This window comes from Micromonospora sp. WMMD1155, assembly GCF_029581275.1.
Taxonomy (GTDB): Bacteria; Actinomycetota; Actinomycetes; order Mycobacteriales; family Micromonosporaceae; genus Micromonospora.
This window is the reverse complement of sequence record NZ_CP120742.1, coordinates 5,188,333-5,205,693: the sequence shown is the minus strand read 5'-3', so window position 1 is coordinate 5,205,693 and position 17,361 is coordinate 5,188,333. Positions and strand designations below refer to the sequence as shown.

Annotated in this window: 11 protein-coding genes; 4 read left to right on the top strand and 7 right to left on the bottom strand. The window is 69.8% G+C overall.

All coding sequences use genetic code 11. From position 1 onward, the window contains the following. Positions 1-133: 133 nt before the first annotated feature. Positions 134-397, bottom strand: a complete 264-nt coding sequence (locus tag O7617_RS23880; RefSeq protein WP_282258262.1) for a hypothetical protein — start codon at positions 395-397, stop codon at positions 134-136. A gap of 987 nt (positions 398-1,384) precedes the next feature. Here O7617_RS23880 and O7617_RS23875 point away from each other — a divergent pair. After that, positions 1,385-4,042 (top strand): trypsin-like serine protease, encoded by a 2,658-nt coding sequence (locus O7617_RS23875; protein WP_282258261.1) that lies wholly within the window; start codon positions 1,385-1,387, stop codon positions 4,040-4,042. A gap of 170 nt (positions 4,043-4,212) precedes the next feature. After that, positions 4,213-4,521, top strand: coding sequence for a hypothetical protein (locus O7617_RS23870; RefSeq protein ID WP_282258260.1), 309 nt, complete (start codon positions 4,213-4,215; stop codon positions 4,519-4,521). Positions 4,522-5,427: 906 nt separating this feature from the next. Here O7617_RS23870 and O7617_RS23865 read toward each other — a convergent pair. Beyond that, on the bottom strand, positions 5,428-5,631 hold the full coding sequence (locus O7617_RS23865) for a hypothetical protein (RefSeq protein WP_282258259.1): 204 nt from the start codon (positions 5,629-5,631) through the stop codon (positions 5,428-5,430). Positions 5,632-5,710: 79 nt separating this feature from the next. Here O7617_RS23865 and O7617_RS23860 point away from each other — a divergent pair, with 79 nt between their 5' ends. Both O7617_RS23860 and O7617_RS23855 read left to right on the top strand, forming a co-directional pair. Continuing rightward, the gene (locus tag O7617_RS23860) at positions 5,711-6,283 is read left to right on the top strand and encodes a TetR/AcrR family transcriptional regulator (protein WP_282258258.1); all 573 of its coding nucleotides are present in this window, start codon (positions 5,711-5,713) and stop codon (positions 6,281-6,283) included. Between the two features lie 455 nt (positions 6,284-6,738). Beyond that, positions 6,739-9,651 carry an RICIN domain-containing protein gene (locus O7617_RS23855; RefSeq protein WP_282258257.1) on the top strand — a complete coding sequence of 971 codons (2,913 nt, stop codon included), beginning with the start codon at positions 6,739-6,741 and terminating at the stop codon, positions 9,649-9,651. Positions 9,652-9,979: 328 nt separating this feature from the next. Here O7617_RS23855 and O7617_RS23850 read toward each other — a convergent pair whose 3' ends face one another. Genes O7617_RS23850 through O7617_RS23830 form a run of 5 tightly spaced genes read right to left on the bottom strand, consistent with a single transcriptional unit; the run spans position 9,980 to position 17,273 of the window. After that, the gene (locus tag O7617_RS23850) at positions 9,980-10,804 is read right to left on the bottom strand and encodes an ECF transporter S component (protein ID WP_282258256.1); all 825 of its coding nucleotides are present in this window, start codon (positions 10,802-10,804) and stop codon (positions 9,980-9,982) included. Further along, positions 10,801-12,435, bottom strand: coding sequence for an ABC transporter ATP-binding protein (locus O7617_RS23845; RefSeq protein WP_282258255.1), 1,635 nt, complete (start codon positions 12,433-12,435; stop codon positions 10,801-10,803). Before O7617_RS23845 ends, O7617_RS23850 begins: the two co-directional genes overlap by 4 nt. Continuing rightward, entirely contained in the window at positions 12,432-13,607 is a 1,176-nt protein-coding gene (locus tag O7617_RS23840) for a CbiQ family ECF transporter T component (RefSeq protein ID WP_282258254.1), read from the bottom strand. The genes O7617_RS23845 and O7617_RS23840 overlap by 4 nt, the downstream gene beginning before the upstream one ends. Before the next feature lie 4 nt (positions 13,608-13,611). Then, a complete protein-coding gene (locus O7617_RS23835) occupies positions 13,612-14,547 on the bottom strand; it encodes an LPXTG cell wall anchor domain-containing protein (RefSeq protein ID WP_282258253.1) in 936 nt (311 codons plus the stop codon). Then, entirely contained in the window at positions 14,544-17,273 is a 2,730-nt protein-coding gene (locus O7617_RS23830) for a prenyltransferase/squalene oxidase repeat-containing protein (RefSeq protein WP_282258252.1), read from the bottom strand. Before O7617_RS23830 ends, O7617_RS23835 begins: the two co-directional genes overlap by 4 nt. Positions 17,274-17,361 lie beyond the last annotated feature (88 nt).

The following is a 17,361-nucleotide window of genomic DNA, read 5'->3' as shown; positions in this document are numbered from 1 at the left end:
CTGCGACTCCGATCCCCGTGGGCAAGTGTCTCGATGCGGCTGAGGCCGCGGTTCGGCAGCGTCGATTCGGCAGTGAGGGCCCTAGTGGACCTTCGTGGCGTGCGGTCATGGAGGAAGGAATGCGAGAAGTGGCTTAGCCAGCCGCCGTCATCCACTGCAATACGGCGTGCCGGAGCCACGAGGAGGCCTTGACGGGCCCGGGTACCACGATGGGGGACCGACGACCGTAGTCACGCGCCAGCATCAATGGGAATCCATTGACGTTCGTCGCCTGATCTTCTCGGCAGTCGGATAGCTGCAGCAGTCGATGACTGACCCACCCGGGCGTATCGTCAGGAACGTTGGCGACCGTTGCGGCACAGGCGTCGATCGACGCGGCCTGCATGGAGAACGCCATGAGCAGACCCTGCGCACCGAATAAAGTGGGCCATGTGATTTCCCCCGTCAGGAATCATCGCCACGAACGACAGGCCACCCGTCCGGCACGATAGGCATTGACCTGCTGTTATCATAGTTTTCGGCCGTCCTGCGACCGAGGAGCGCCCCCAGCGTAGGTGAACATGCTCGTGGGACGCAACCGTTCCCTACAGTCAAGAAATTGACGTCGGTAACCCCCGCCTTGGCCTTGACCACCCTCTGCCGGATGCGCGCGGGATCGACACAGCACGATGGCCGGTCGGCGGGACATCTGCACCACGGCTGTTCACCGGGCCGTTCGCCGGGAGCGAGGACTACCCTTGTCCACATCGATCCCAAACCACGGCCGCGTTGTCTGAAAATCCCGCGTTCGTGTAGAAAACCCCCACTTGGGATGGATCGAAAGATGCCAGGAGCAAAGCCGTATCCGCGGGAGTTGCGGGAGCGGCGGTGCGGGCGAAGGAGGAGCAGGAGGGGTACGTCTCGCACTCGATCCGCTCGTGCCACACCTTGAGCGGAGCGTTGCACTGGCGACGCTCGCCTTCCCAAGCCTGGACGTGATCCCATCGCCTGGCGGACGTTGCCCGTCGCCGGGGAGGTGCTGCGCCTGGACGACTACCGCCTTACCACGACGGAGTGGGTGACGAGCTTCCCGCACAGGGCAGGCTTCGAGGTGTCCGCTGTCCAGCCTGGCCACCCTCGACATTCAAGTGATGGAGCCGGAGCAAAGAACCCCGGGGCCGCTGAAGGTGGGCAAGCATGATGTCCGTCGAGGCATTGGGCCAGGGCCGGCCGAAACGATTGCTTGGAGCAGGCCGCCCACTCCGCGCGGGCCTGGCCCGATGCGGCCTTTTCCTAACTGGGCGGCCCCGTCGAACACGCCTCCCTCCCGACGCAGTCGCGCCATTCGACGGAGCAGCGACATCTTGCGCGCTTGACATATTGACTGCACTAATCTTGACGCCTTTTGACGCGGAGAGTTACCTTCCGTGAGCCAACCTCATCTCAGGAGGCTCGCTTCATACACGGGGGAGTTTGCGTAGCCATGGTCGGATTACGGCGATGGGCGGCAATTGCTGCCGCCACAACGGTCTCAGCTTCAGTCTGCATCTTCGGCACAGGCGGGTCGGCCACTGCTGCTGCCCTGCCCGCACCGTCTCTCGTGGACGACTCGCTTTATCCCGGCGCCGACGAGATCCTCGCCGAGCAGAACGTCCGACTGATCGCCGGCGACGGCCATATCATTCTGGCCGACTGTGCGAGCCCGCCGACAGGCGACATCGGCCTGCTGAAGATCTATACCACCGACGAGACGATCGGCGCCGACGGAATCGGCCGGGCCTGCTTCAAGGTCACCGCGACGGGTGGCTGGCTCACCCTCGCGGTGCCCGGCGTATACGAGATCCGCGGCGACGGCCAACGACCCAACACCGGTCACGAGATGACCGCCGATCTGGTCGCGGATGACGGCGAGGAGATCTCCGTCGAGGTTGATCCGGACGGTTCCACCCAGGTCGGCCTGGGCGCCGACCCGGAAGCGTCACCGACGATGCTGGTGCAACTTCGCGCCGGCGACGGCATGGCACCGGTGAGCGGCGCCCAAGCCGCCGTCGGAAAGATCACGACTCTCGATCGGCAATGCACCGCTACCCTCGTCTCGCCCCGCTGGTTGCTGACCGCCGCGAGCTGCTTCGCCGACAACCCGGTCGCGCCGGTCGTGAACGAAGCGAAGGCACCTGAAGGAAGCCGGGCGGTGTTGCCCGGCAAGGGCGTCGTCGCCGTCGACTGGGTCAGCCCCCAACCCGGCCGCGACGTGGCTTTGGCCCGCCTGGTCACCGCCGTGGACGGCGTGACTCCATTGACAGTCGCCACCGTGCCTGCGATCCCGGGTGTATCAGTGCCGGCGGTCGGCTTCGGGCAGACCGCGACCGATCGACTGACGGACACACAGCGCATCGCGAACGTCACGTTCTCCGCGACCACCGCAACCACGCTGTCCGCACCCACCGGTCCGCAGATCTGCCAGGGCATGGCCGGCGCACCGGTCCTGGTCGGCGGCAAGGTCGCCGCAGTGCTCAGCCAGGCCGGCCAGGAGGGCTGTCTAGACGTCACTGGCGCCGGCTCCGCAGTCACCGGCGCCCGGGTCGATGACCTGCCCACCTGGGTCAGCGCCATCACCACCACCTACCCTGGTGCGGCGCACACCTGGACGCTGACCGATATGCCGGCTGACGCCACCAACGGCACCCAAGTCCTGACCGTCGGCGACAGCGTCCACAACGGCACTCCGATGCCGCTGACCGCGACCGCCGGCGCCACGTGGACGACCGGCGACTCGACGACCCCCGCCGTCGCCCTCGACGGCGTCTCCGGCTCGTTGGCCTCCACACAGCCCGCGGTGTCGAAGCTGGCGAGCTTCACCCTCAGCATGCGGGTGAAGCTCGATGCCTTCGGGGGCACGGTCATCTCCCAGGACAGCGGCTATGCCAACCACCCCGCCTACCGGCTGTGGCCGGAAGCCAGCGACCGGTCGTGGCGGTTCTCCGTACTCGACGGCATCCTGACTAGGAACGGCCCGCCCACCTGGAGCACGGTGAGCACGGCACCGGAGACCTCCCGGCTCGGCACGTGGACCCATATCGCGGTGCACTACGAACGCGCCACCCGGCGGTTGCTCCTGAAGATCGACGGTGTCCCGGCTGCCAGCGCTACCTATTCCGCCGAACCCAGCCCCAAGAACCCCTACCCGCCGGACGCCAACGGCAGCTTCCGCGTCGGCGCGGTCAAGAACAACGGCGTCGTCGGAGGCTTCCTCGACGGCACCATCTCCGCCGTACAGACCTCGACGAACGCGGTCATGCCAGCGGGCCCGGCGATCGACTGCGATCCGCAGGTCACGCTCTACGGTGTCAACGCCGACAACCGGCTGACCTATACGCTGATCGAGCCTTACACCCGGACGGTCGTCCGGCGCCTGACATCGAACGCGCCCCTCGGCTTCGCGCCGCTCGCGATCGCCACTCTCAACGACAACACGGTGCTGATGACCAGCCCAGCCGGCCCGCTCTACCGGGTGGACATCACCAACAACACCACCGGACTCACCTTCGGCGCTCCGGTGGCAATCGGCTCCCGCTGGACGGGCTTCACCCAGCTCACCTACCACGGCTCCTACCTGCACGGGGTGACCGCCGCCGGATCTCTGCAGCGTTACACGATCTACCCGGACAAGCCCGTGAGCGGCGACATCACCGGTTCGATGACGATCGGCACCGGCTTCACGCTGAACACCCTCGCCGCCAGCGCCAACCAGCACATCATCGGAACGAAGACCACGGACGGCACGCTGCACAATTACCTGATCAATGGCGTCAACTCGTTCTACGATTGGCCGCTCGGTCACACGTGGTCGAACCTGAGCCACCTGCTTTCACCCGGCAGTGGCCTCTACTACGCCCGGGACAAGGACACCGGCAAGGTGACCGTCTACTTCGACAAGAACCCAGAGAACGATTCCGGCAGCGACATCACCGAGCTCGGACCGCTCGTCGACCCGGTCGGCTGGACGCAGACGAAATTGTCCGCTGCCCCCGGCTGCGGCCGACCCATGCAACTGCCGGAGTAGTCAATGAGGCTGCCGAGTTAAGCGCGAGCAGGGGGACGCGGGCGAGCGCGCATCCCCCTGCTCCTGTCCCGACCCAGCGGTGGTCACCGCCTGGATCGCCCAAACCCAGGCCGAACGCGCCCGCGCGGAAGGCCGAACTACGCGCCATCGCGGGTTCCATCCCGCGCCGGATGAGCCGAGCAGAGATCACCGCCCTGGTGACCGCACTCGGCGACATCACCACCGTGCTCCGTGACGCCGATCCGGCCGACAAGGCCGAGGTCTACCGGCAACTCGGTCTCCGGCTGAACTACCAGGCTGAAACGCAAACGGTGCGCGCTGCAGTCGATCTCAGCGCGCACCGTGGGGCAATGGTTTGTGTCCGAGGGGGGATTCGAACTCTTGCACGTATCATCGGTGCTCCATTTCGGGTGCACATGATCATAGATCACGGCACGTTCAGAGTTGGCTCAACCTCGCGCGCCTATTACCGGGCGTGAGCATGAATCGAAGTCGGGCCGCGTATGGTCCAACCTTGCCAGCCAGCTGGCTGGGTTATCGACTGACCGAAATGAACGTGCAGGCATCAAGCTTGAGCCCCACCGCAGGGGTCCTGGTGAGTTTCAGTCGACCGGCGTTGACGGCAAACCGTGCCGCTCGCGTTCTTCGGTGGCGAGCGCACCAGGTTCACCGCCTTTGTCGAACTCTAAATCTGACCACAACCGCGCACAGCGCCAGAGCATCCGGCACCGACCAACGCGATGCAACGAGGTGTTCCCGCAACGCGCAGATCTGCGCTCGCACCGCCAGGGCGAGGGTCTGGATCTGGATGAGTCGCCAGACCGCTGCGGTGTCGGAGCTGAGGTAGACGGCCACGGCCGTCAGATCCGCCTCTCCTGCCGTCGCACGTCGCTGACGCTGAACAGGAACGGCAGGTTCCCGGAGCAACTCTCCCCGACGGCACCAACTGGTCCATGTCCGAGGCGAACAACCGCAGATAAGGATTCTGAGTAAGTGCCGCGCTTTACGGTCACGTCGTCGAGCAGATCCACCGCTTCTACGGCCACACCGCGAGCCTGCCTGCCGAGCCCAGCGCGGCCTGAGGCCCGGCCCTTGAGGACCGACGTTCGGAAAGTCACGTTAGGCGGGGTCACGCGGTCATCAAGGCCCGCCGGAATTTTCCGGACCGAGAGCAACGCCAGCGCTGGTCAAGGACGTAACGGAGATCCAAGTACCCGGACGTTCGTACGGTGCCCGGATCAGGCTGGCGTTGCTCCTGGCCGGAAGCTACCGGCGGGCCGACTACCGGTCGCGGGTCGGCGGGAGGCCTCCGCCCGGGCAGGTGACCTTCCGGCCACGTCTCAACGTCGGGATGGACTCGGGACCTCATTCGGAGGAGCGGGCGTTCACTGGCCGCGCCGGCGGCCGCCCCAGCCGGCAAGGAGGAGACCGACGATACCCAGGACCACATGGCCAGCCAGTTGAGTGCCGAAGCCGCCGGGTGCCCAGCCGAGCAAGCCGGCGTTGTCGTGGTCCACGAGTTGGCGAACTGTGCCTTGAGCTCCGTAGACCAGCAGAATCATGCCGATGACCAGCGTGGTTGTTCTCATGGCAGAGCCCTCCCCTGCATTTGGTACGATTGAACCAAATCTTGATGGTGCGATCGTACCAAATTGATGGGAGCGTCGAATGCCTCGCCAGGTCGACCATGAGGCACGGCGCCGCCACATCGCTGCTGCGGTATGGCGGCTGGCCGCGTCTGGAGGGCTCGAAGATGCGACGATCCGGCGCGTCGCGGCGGAGGCGGGAGTGCCCGCCCGGCAGGTGCAGTACTACTTCGGCACCCGCGAGGACCTGCTACTCGGCGCTCTCGAGCTCCTCAACCGCGACGGTGAGGCGGAAGCTCAGGAACGAGTCGCCGCACTGGGCCCCCAGCCGGAGCCTCGTAGTGTGTTGCGCAGCGTCCTGCTCGAACTTCTCCCGCTGGACGAGAGCCGCCGACAACGGCATCTGGTGCACATGGCGTACTTCGTTCGGCTCATGACCGTGGACGCACTACGCGATCGGATCCGCGATGCGCCGCCGAAGCTGGAGGACCTGATCGCCATGCTCCTGCCGGAGGGACGGCGCGACGAAGCGGACTTCCTGCTGGCGGGAACGACCGGCTTACAGGGCCAAGTGCTGCTCGGGCAGCTGAGCGCGGAACGGGCGGTCGAGCTGATCGATCACCAGCTCGACCGGCTCTTCGCGCCGATGGAGTGACCTGCGGACCAATGCGTCTCTGAACACCGCGCTGAACAAGCGCCCCGGCTGCCGGGGAAGCCCGCTCCAGCGGCCCAGGGCCGGAGGGAGGCCATGACCGGGCGGCCAGCCACACCGCACACGCCAACGCCTACGTCACTTCGAACGCGCCGTCGGGCAGGTTCACCGCTTCTACGGCCGCACCGCGAGCCTGTCCGCCGAACCCGGCGCGGCCTGAGACACCCCGCCCGCAACGTCAGAGAACAACCCCGGCTTGACACCTGCGCAGATCGGACGTCTTACTCCCGCTGAACCGGCACGGCCCACCGCACGCCCAGCCCACCTCATATTGACGCCCATCAACGGCGTTCGTACGATGACGCGAATCGATTCGCTAGCCCGCCACAGTGCGGCACGCAGGCGAAGCAGGGGCATCACGTTAGGTCGCGCGTCGTGACGGAAAGTGAGTTCGGTGTATGAGCCTCTCCGAACGTCCCATCGGGCGGAGGCAACTGCTCGCCACCACGGCACTGTCGGCCGGCGCTGTCGCGTTCGCCGACGGGGCGGCGCCCGGACGGGCTTCCGCAGCCGTCCCGACACAGGTCACGCTCCCGGAGCGGGGCATCTACGACACGGTGGCGGCGACCGCGTGGACCGATGGTCTCCTGACCGGCAACGGCGAGTACGGCGCGGTGCTCTACGGTACGCCGACGCTGGAGAAGGTGATTTTCAACCATCACCGGTTCGTGTTGCCGAACGGCTCCCGGGGCGTGCTGCCGCCGGTGAACTCGGGGCAGCTCTCCCGTGCCCGTGACCAGGCTCTGTCCGGGAACTACACCGGGGCCACGACGACCTTCGTCAACGGCTGGGCGCTGCGGTGGACGCAGACCTACCACCCTGGCCACGAGTTGCAGATCAGCACGCCGGCGATGACGACGGTCAACGACTACGCCCGGATCACCGACTTCGCCACCGGCGAGGTCAGCCACACCTGGACCGACGGGTCGGGCACCTGGCGGCGTCGCGTCTTCGCCTCACGCGCAGACCGGGTCGTCGTCCACGAGCTGCTGCCGGCGCTCGGACAGACGCTGGACGCGACCCTGCGCGTCAACACCGGGTTGGACGGCCTGCCGGGCAACGTGCGCTACACGGTCTCCGCGACGGTCGTCGGGGGCTCAGGGTACCTGGACGTGCGCGGCACGTATCCGTCCGGCGGCGCGTACGGGTTCGAAGGGGTCACCCGCGTCGTAGCCAGCGGCAGCCAGGCGTCGGTCACGGTGAGCGGTTCGGCTCTCGTGGTGTCCCGGGCCACCAAGATTCTGCTGCTGACCAAGCTCGACCGGTATGAGACGGCCGCCGGTTGGGACGGGCAGCCGTTGCAGGCCGCGCTGGCAATGCTGCCCGCCGACTACGCCACCCTGCAGGGCCGACACGTCCCAACCCATCAGGCGATGTACGGCCGCTCTGGCATCGACCTGGGCGTCTCCGCCGCCGATCGACAACTGTCCACCAGTCAGCTGATCGCCCGCCAGAGGACCAGCCCCACCATCGTCGACATCGCGCTGTTGGAGCGCCTGTACGACTCGGGCCGGTATCACTTCGTCAGCTCCAGCGGGGTCCTGCCGCCACGCCTGACCGGGATCTGGACCGGCACCTGGACCGGGGCCTGGGCTGACGACTTCACCACCGACGCCAACATCAACCTCCAGGTAGCGGCCGGGAACATTCTCGACTTCGGTGACGCGATGCAGGGGTACCGGACGCTGGTCCTCGGACAGTTGGCCCACTGGCGGGAGAATGCCCGCCGGCTTTACGGCGCGCGCGGCTTCTTGGCCCCGAGCCGCACCGACGGCGAGTACGGCTACATGCTGCACTTCGACAGTGGCTTTCCCGGGCACTGCTGGACGGGCGGCGCGGACTGGCTGCTGTACCCGCTGCTCGAGTACTACCAGACCACCGGGGACGTCGCCTTCCTGCGCGACCACCTCGGTCCCGCCCTGATCGAGCTGGCTCTCTTCTACGAGGACTTCCTCACCCGTACCGACTCGGCCGGCAAGGTGGTCTTCGTCCCGTCCTTCTCCATGGAGAACCGGCCGGCCAGCACGGGCCAGCTCCTCGCGATCAACGCCACCGGCGACATCATGGCCGGTCGACACGCGTTGACAGCTGCCGTCGACGCAGCCAACACGCTCGGCGTCGAGCAGGGTGCCGGACAGGGCGTGCAACGTTGGACCGCGCTGCTGGCCAGGCTCCCCGCCTATACCGTCAACGGCGACGGCGCGCTGGCAGAATGGTCCTGGCCCGGACTGACCGACAACTACAACCACCGACACGCCCATCATCTGTACGGTGCCTGGCCGCTGCACGAGATCAACCCGGAGGACCGGCCCGATCTCGTCCGCACCGCCCGCCGGGCGCTGGACCTGCGCGGCGACGAGAACCTCTCGGCCCACGGAAGCCTGCACCGGGCCCTGGCCCGGGCCCGCCTCAAGGATGGGCCCGGCGTGTACGCCAACCTGCTCAAAATCCTCGGCCGGAACATGGTGTTCCGGTCCCTGATGACCTCCCACAACCCGAATCTGAGCATCTACAACGCTGACGCCGCCAACGCTATCCCCGCGGTGCTCGCCGAGTCGCTGGTCTACACCCGGCCGGGCGTCCTGGAGTTGTTGCCCGCGCTACCGGACCAACTCCCCCGGGGCACCATCACGGGCGTCCGTGGCCGCAACCGGATCCTGATCCAGGAGCTCACCTGGGACACCAGCGCCCGCACCGCTACCGTCACCCTGAACTCGGCGATCGCCCAAGAGATCAGCCTGATCTGCCGCCGGGGCATCGCCTCCGTCACCGCCACCCCCGCGGTCACCGTCACCTCCTCCACCCTCGGCAACCACGCCCGGCGCGTCGCGCTGCCCGCCGCCACCACGATCCAGATCACCGTGGGTCTGTCGACAAACGCCCCCGCCGGAAAGTACCGGCTCGTCAACCGGAGCAGCGGCAAGGTGCTTGACGTCAACGGCGGGTCCACCGCCGACGGCGCGCGCATCATCCAGTGGACGTGGACCGGCGCCACCAACCAACAGTGGACCCTGGAACCCAACCCGGACGGGTCCTACCGCATCCGCAGCGTCAGCAGCGGCAAAGTGCTGCACAGCGCCAGCGGCTCTGCGCAGGGCGCGGCGCTGACCCAGTCGACCGACACCAACAGCGACAACCAGTGGTGGAAACTCGTGCCCGCCAGCACCAGCGGCTACCACCGGCTGGTCAACGTACGCAACGGCTGGTGCGCCGACGTGTCCGGCGCCTCGACGGCCGACGGAGGAAGCGTGATCCAGTGGCCGGTCACCAGCACCGGAGGCAACCAGGAATGGCAACTCGTCGCCCTGTAGACCCAGGCAGCCGCACCGACCGATCACGCCGTCCGCGTCATCCTCACCAAAACCCGCCACACCGTTCGACAGGTCTGGAACGAGCAACGCACCGACGAGGTACCGCCCTACGTCGACGACGTGGCGATGGGCGGCGACGCCGGGTACTGCGGCCGCTTTCCCCACGAGTACGCCCTCGCCAACCAGGTCCTCCATTTCCGCAACGTGTGCCTGCGGCTGCCCGTAGTCGGGGTGTCACTGTCACTCGGACAACCGGGAATGGGGTGAGCGTTCGGCCAACACGCCCGGGGTCCGGCGCGAACTGCCGCCGGGCACTGAATTTCGTAAATCAGAGCAGGTCGGCTGAGGACGGCACAGCAGCGGCCGTAAACGCCGGAGCAGCTCGGAAACGTGCACGCCGGGCCGCCCGCCGGAATGCCCCGAGCACCGCCGGCCCGGCGAGGGTGACGAGGACAGCGGTGGTGACCGCTCGTCCGGTGTCCCAGCCCAGTGAGGTGACGGTGAAGAAGGTCAGGTACCGGTGGAGTTGGTCCAGCATCGGCAGGCCCGGTTGGTAGGCGATCGAGCTGGTCGGGTCGAGCGAGAACGGCCAGAACGACAGGTTCAGCATGAAGCCGAAGAAGTACCCGCTGACGGCGGCGTAGGCGGCGAGCAGGGCGATCTCCGCCCGTCCCCGGAGCCTGGGCAGCAGGCCGGCGAACATGCCGACCCAGGCGCAGCCGAACATCTGGTAGGGCATCCAGGGTCCGACTCCCCCGGTGAGCAGGGCGGAGGCGAACAGTGACGTGCAGCCGAGCGCGAATCCGAAGCCGGGCCCGAAGACCCGACCGGCGAGGACGAGGATGAAGAAGACCGTCTCGATGCCGGCCGTGCCCGCGCCGAGTGGTCGCAGGGCCGCGTTGATCGCGGACAGCACGCCCAGCATGGCGAGGGCCTTCGCGTCGATTCTGCCGTCGGCGATCTCGGCGAAGATGACGGCGAGGACGAGGAGCAGCAGCACCCCGAACATCAGCGGCGGGGTCTGGGTGGAGCCGAAGGTGCCGGGTGCGACGACGAACGGCCAGAGGAACGCGACGAAGCCGAGGAACGACGCCATGGTGATCGCGAGCACGGCACGGCCGGGCACGCGGACGGCGACGGTCAGCGTGCTCACGCGCGTACCTCCGGATCGTCGAGGGCGGCGGCGACCTGCCCCACCGTCAGGTACGGCAGCGGCGCGAGGATCTTCGCGACCTGCGGGGCGAACGTGGGTGACGCGGTGAGCACGGTCGGGACCGGGCCGTCGGCGACGACCTCACCGTCGGCCATGACCACGACCCGGTCGGCGGTGGCGGCGGCGAACTCGACGTCGTGGGTGGCCACGACGACGGCGCGGCCCTGCCCGGCGAGGTCGTCGAGGGTACGGGTCAGCGCGGCTTTGGCCTGGTAGTCCAGCCCTCGGGTGGGTTCGTCGAGGAGCAGCACGCCGGGGGTGACGGCGAGTTGGATGGCCAGGACCAGGGCGAGTTGTTGCCCGGCGGACAGGTCTCGGGGGTGATTGTCGCCGTCGATGCCGGCGGCGATGGCGTCGAGGAGACGCCGCGCGGTGCCCGGTTCGGCGCCGTCGCGGTCGGCCTGGTCGAGTTCGGCGTCGACGGTGTCCAGGTAGAGCAGGTCGGTGGCGGTCTGCGGGACGAGGCCGACGAGTCGGCGGGCTTGGCTGGCGCTGACCCGTCCCGGATCGAGGGTGCCGTGTCGAGTCTCAGGGACGGCGATGCTGCCGCCGTCCCGGCGACCAGAACCCTGCAGCGCCCAGAGCAGCGACGACTTTCCGGATCCGTTGCGGCCCATCAGCGCGGTGATCTCACCGCTTACCAGGGTCAGGTCGACGCCGCGGACCGCGACGACCGGTCCGTGGCGGACGATCACGCCGGCCGCCGTCAGGGCGTTGCGGGCGTCGGCGTGGGAGTGTCGGTGTGGTCGCGGCGGCGTCGGGGGTAACCGGTCGCGCAGGGCACTCGCGTGCCGTCGGGCGTCGCGCACCGACAATGGCAACGGTGACCAGCCGGCCCGGCGGCCGAGGTCGACCACAGGTGGCGCGACGGTGGTGCCGGCGATGAGGGTGGCCGGGTCGCCGTGGCGGACGGTGCCGTCGCGGGCGACGTGGATGAGCCGGTCGGCGTACGGCAGGACGCGCTCCAGGCGGTGCTCGGCCAGCACGACGGTGACGCCGAGGTCGTGGACCAGTCGGGTGATGGTGGCGAGGACGTCGTCTGCGCCGGTCGGGTCGAGCGCGGAGGTGGGCTCGTCGAGGACGAGCACCCGTGGATGGGCGGTCAGCGCGGCGCCAATGGCTACCCGCTGCTGCTGACCGCCGGACAGCTCGTGCAGGCCCCGGTGGCGCAGGTCAGCCAGGCCCAGCAGGTCGAGGGTCTCCTCCACCCGGGTCCGCATGACCGCCGGGTCGAGGGCGAGCTGCTCCATCCCGTACGCCAGTTCCTCCTCGACGGTGTCGGTGACGAACCCGGCGACCGGGTCCTGCCCGACGACACCGACCAGGTCGGCGAACTCGCGTGGCGGGTGGTGGGCGGTGTCCCGGCCGGCGACGCGGACGCTGCCCTGCAGGGTGCCGCCGGTGAAGTGCGGTACGAGGCCGTTGATCGCGGCGAGCAGTGTCGACTTTCCCGCGCCGGTGTGTCCGACGACCAGACACAGCTCCCCCTCGTCGATGTCGAGGTCGACGTCGCGCAGTGTGGGGCGGGACGCGCCGTCGTAGGTGACGGTGACACGCTCGAAGCGGATCATGATGGTGCTCCTGCGATGTCGGCGGCACGTCGTTCGGCGGCGGGCTCGGGTCGGTGCGGGCGCGGTGGTGTCGGTGCGGCGATCGCCGCGAGGGCGGCGACGAGGATCGCGGCGGCCGGTAGGGCGGGCAGGCTGGGCCAGTGCAGCGGATAGAGGGTCGGGTTGAGCGCGGCGGGGTCGTAGCCGGTGCCGGCGCTGAGCACGACAGCGGTGACGACGCCGCAGCCGGCGACCGTCCACTCGGGCCACTGCCACGGGTCGGGCCGGTAGCGGCTGCGCGACACCCGACGCCCGCCGAGGGCGAGCCCGGCCACGCAGAGCACCACGCCGCCGCCGAGGCCACCGAGCCCGACCGGGCGGGGCACGCCCGGGTCGAGTAGTCCGTACGCGCCGACGCACAGGCCCGCCATGCCGGTGAGCATGAGGACGCCGGTGAGCCGTCGCGAGGCGGGTGTGGCGGTGCCGACCCGGCCGTAGCCGCGCGCGTCCATGGCGGCGGCCAGCCGCAGCGACCGGTCCAGGGCGTCGTGCAGGACCGGCATCAGGATGGCCCGTGCGGCGCCGAGGCCCCTGGCCCGTCCGGCGCGTAACCGGCGGGCACGCGCGACCCGTTGGACGCTCTCCACCAGTTGTGGTGCGACGCTCAGCGAGACGGTGACGGCGACACCCAGCTCGTACAGCGCGCCGGGGAGGACCCGCAGCGCGCGTTTGGGGTTGGCGAGGCTGTTGGCGGCGCCGATGCAGCACAGCAGGCAGGCCAACCGGAGCCCGTCCACGGCCGCGGACAGGGTTGCCTCCAGGGAGACCGGGCCGCCGATCTGGATGCCCGCGTACCAGTCGGGGGTGGGCAGGTGCGGCAGCCGGAACAGGATGTGGTCCTCGGAAGTGATACCGGAGGCGAAGACCGTCCGGAACACCACCCGGATCGCGATGATGATCAGCGCGAGGTAGAGGTAGTAGCGGAACGCCCGCGCCCACGGGGCGTCGGTACGGCGGACGGTGACGACGAACCCGAGCACCGCGAAGATCAGCAGCAGCAACAGCGGGTTACTGGTACGGCTCGCGGCGGTCGCCAGGGCGAGCGCCCACAGCCACCAGGCCACCGGGTGCAGGGGGCGGGGCAGCCGGGCGACCGCGAGGCGGTGCAGAAGTCCCGTGCGGGTCGGGGGCATCGCTTCAGGTGCGGCGTCGCCGCCAGCCGAGGACACCGCCGACCAAGACGAGGACGGCCAGCAGGCCGACGGTGATCAGCGCTGGCAGCGCCGAGCCGGTGTCCTCGCGGGCGGCCGTCGCGGTGGGTGCCGCGTCGAGGATGCGCGGCCCGTCCGGGGTGGCGGCCGGCGGCCCGGACGGCACTCCCGCTGTGGGGGATGTCGTCGGGCTGGCCAGAGGCGTCGGCGTACCGCCCATCGGGACCGACGCCGGTGCTCCCGTCGGTGGTAGGCCGGGCGGGGGTGGGCCGACGCCGGGGTCACCCGGCGTCGGCGGGTTGCCGGCGGCCGGTGGGTTCCCACCGGCGGGCTGCGCCGGGGTGGGTGCACCTGCGGGCGGCGCGGTGGTGGCGACGCCGATCGGCGTGCTGTTGCGGGCGCGCACGCTGTCCGGGCTGACCGTGGGCCGCCCCTGGGTTCCGCCGATGTCGGTCGCTCCGAAGATCCACAGGTCGACGCTGCCGGGCTTGGGCTTGTAGCTCATCGCGCCGAGCTGGCTGTAGACCCAGGTGTTCTGCCCTGGGTCGGCGTGCCAGTACGACCAGTACGCGCTGGCCGGTGGGGTGAGCGCGCACTTCTCGTCGGCCGGGGTGGGGTACTGCGTTCCGCCCTGGTGACCCGCGTAGCCGATGCGGCAGATGAACGCGGGCCCGTCGTGCTGGGTTCCGGTGGTGCGCCAACCGCCCTGGTTGAGCAGTTGGTAACCGGTGGTCGGGGTGGTGCCGCAGGACCGCAGCAGCGGGCCGCCCCACCGGCTGAAGTCGACAGCGAGGATCACCCCGGACGAGGTGGTGCACTGCCCGATCGGCAGGGGCGCGGCCAGCGTCGGCGTAGGTGCCACCACCGGCGCGGCGACGATCGTCAGGGCAGCGATCGACCGGAGCCACCGGCGGGCGGTCACGATCCACCGCCGGCGTCGGACACCGCGCGGCGACGGGCGGCGACCAGCAACAGGACGCCGCCGACGACGAGCACCAGCGCCAGCAGGGCGATGGTCACGATGGACACGCCGGTGCGGGGCAGGTTGCCCCACGAGTGCCCGGCGGTGCCCGTCGTCGACGGGGTCGCACCGGGTGTCGCCGGCGGCGAGGCCGACTGACTGGCGCTCGGCGTCGGCGTGGGCGTGGGCGTGGGCGTGGGCGAGCCGGACGGGTCCGGACCCGGCAGCTCGTGCACGTCCCGGGTCAGGGCGGCGAACGAGATGCCGGTGGCACCACCGACGACCTGGGTGGAGGCGCGGACGTCCGATCCCGCCTGACCACCGGCCGCGACGGTGAACCCTCCGTCGTCGTTCTGCTGGGCCGCCAGGAACGCCAGCGCCTTGTCGACCTGGCCGGCGTAGCTGCTGCCGCGCAGGGTGAGGCCCTGGATGGCGAGCGCGGTGGAGTTGGTGGAGTCACCGGCTGCGCCGGGGAACCCGCCGTGCTCCTTCTGCGTTGAGGCGATCCAGGCCAGCGCCTTGTCGACGGCGGTGGCCGCCGCCGGGTCGTCGGTCAGTGAGGCGAGGGCCATCGCGGCCATCGCGGTGCTGTCGACGTCCTTGTCGGTGTCCGCCGCCGGGATGAGGCTGGGGAACGACCCGTCGGCGCGCTGCAGTCCCCTGAGGAACTCCACCGGCTTGGCGGCGGCCTCGCCCTGTCCCGCGCGCAACTGCGCGATGATGCCGAGCGACTGGCCGAAGACCGAGGTGGCGTACCGGTAGTTGCCGGCCCCGGCGCAGCCGGTCGATGCGTCGGCCTTGGCGCAGGTCACGTCACCCAGCGCGGCGATCAGGTCGTGTCCGCCGAACGAGCGTGGGTCGTAGCCGGTGACCTGGGCCAGCAACGCCACCTTGCCGATCGCGCCGCCGACGGCGTAGTCGGTGCCGACGCCCAACCACATGTCGACGGTGAAGCCGTTGTCGCCGACCGCGCCGCCACCGCGCAGGAACTCGACGATCGCCCGCAGCTTGGCGTCGTCCCCACCGGTTGCGGCCAGGGCGTAGGCACCGTCGATGCTCAACCCGAAGTCGGGGAAACCGGGGAACGACTCGTAGTACCTGCCGTCGATCAGGTTGCTCGGCGCGACGAGGTAGGACACTCCCTTGGTCAGATCGGGCCGCGGCCCGGCCGGCGGTGGCGACGCACCCAGGGTGGCCAGGTTCTTACCGGCCAAGGCGAGCGCGGCGGCGGCGGTGGCGGGCAGGTCCGCGTCCGGGTTGCTCGGGTCGGGGCTGAGCCCACCGCCGGGGACGATCCGGCTGACCAGCAGGCCGGTGGCGGCGGCGGCCCGGTCGGCGAGACCGAGGACGGCGAGGGCCTGCGCGGCGTGCCCGGTCGGATAGGTCTCGCTGTAGCCCGCTCCGGTCCACGGCTGGTAACCGCCGTCGGGCTCCTGCGCCGCGGCCAGGAATGCCTTGGCCGAAGCGAGCGCCGCGTCGTGCCCGCCGAGCGTGTGCAGCGCCAGGACGGCGAGCGTCGTGGCCGCGAGGTCCGGGTCACAGGCGTCGGTGGGGCTGCGCCACAGACCGGCGAAGGCCCCGGTCGTGCACTGCTGCTCGGTCAGTCGGCTGACGGTCGCGGCCGGCGGGGTGACGCCGGCCCGCTTGAGCGCGAGCAGGGCGGTCGCGTGGGTCAGGGGATCGCTCGACCCGACGAAGTCACCGACGGCGGCGCAGCCGGCGTCGACGTCGGCCGCGGTGCACACCCGGTCGGTGAGCGTGGCGATCAGATCCCGGTCGCCGAACGCGCGTGGATCGCCGCCGGTGCTGGTGAGCAGGAGCGCGAGGTTGGCGACGTTGGCGATGTGGGGTGCGGCGGTGGCACCGTTCGGGAAGATAGCGGCATCGACGTGCGCCCGCAGGTAGTCGACGACCTTGCCGAGGGTCTGGTCCTGCCCCCCGGTCCCGGCCAGGGCGGTGGCGACGGCGATGGTCCGGTAGTAGTCGACGAACCCGTTGTCGACGTGGTCGCCGTCGGCGAGCTGCCCCACCAGGTAACTCGCCACCGCCTTGACCTGCGCTTCCGTCGGTGGCGTCGGCGCTGGCGTCGAGGTCGGGGTCGCCGTCGGAGTCGCAGTGGCGGTCGGAGTGGGGCCGCTCGCGCGTACCGACGCGGGGGTGAAGCTCGGCGCTCCCGTGGTGCCCCCGATGTCGGTGCCACCGAAGACCCACGCTTCGACCTCACCCGGGCCGGGGCGCTGGGCCATGGCGCCGAGAGGGCTGTAGGTCCAGTGGTCCTGCCCGGCTGGGGCGATCCAGTAGGACCAGTAGGCCGACGCGGGCGGGGTCAACTGGCACGCCTCATCGGCCGGCGTCGGGTGTTCGGCACCTGACGCGAAGTCGGGCGACCCGATCCGGCAGATGAAACCGGGGCCGTCGTGGTCGGTGCCGGTGGTGGTGAAACCCGCCTCGTGCAGCAGGTCCAGCCCGGTGGTCGGGGTGGCGTCGCAGCCGCGCAGCAGCGGCCCACCCCACGCGCCGAAGTCGACAGCGACGATCGCGCCCTGGGTCGGGGTGCAGGAATCCAGCGGGTCGGCGAGCGCGGCGCGGGTCGGCACCACCAGCGCCACCGCGCCGAGCACCGCTGCGGCGACGGCCGCCAACCACGCCGCGGGAACACGCGACGTTCGACTGACCAGTGGGGACATGGCGACTCTCTCGGGGGCTAGCGGCGCAGGCGCGGACGCGGACCCCGAGGACAAACCCCGGAAACCTGGCTCCGCGCCGTGTACCTCG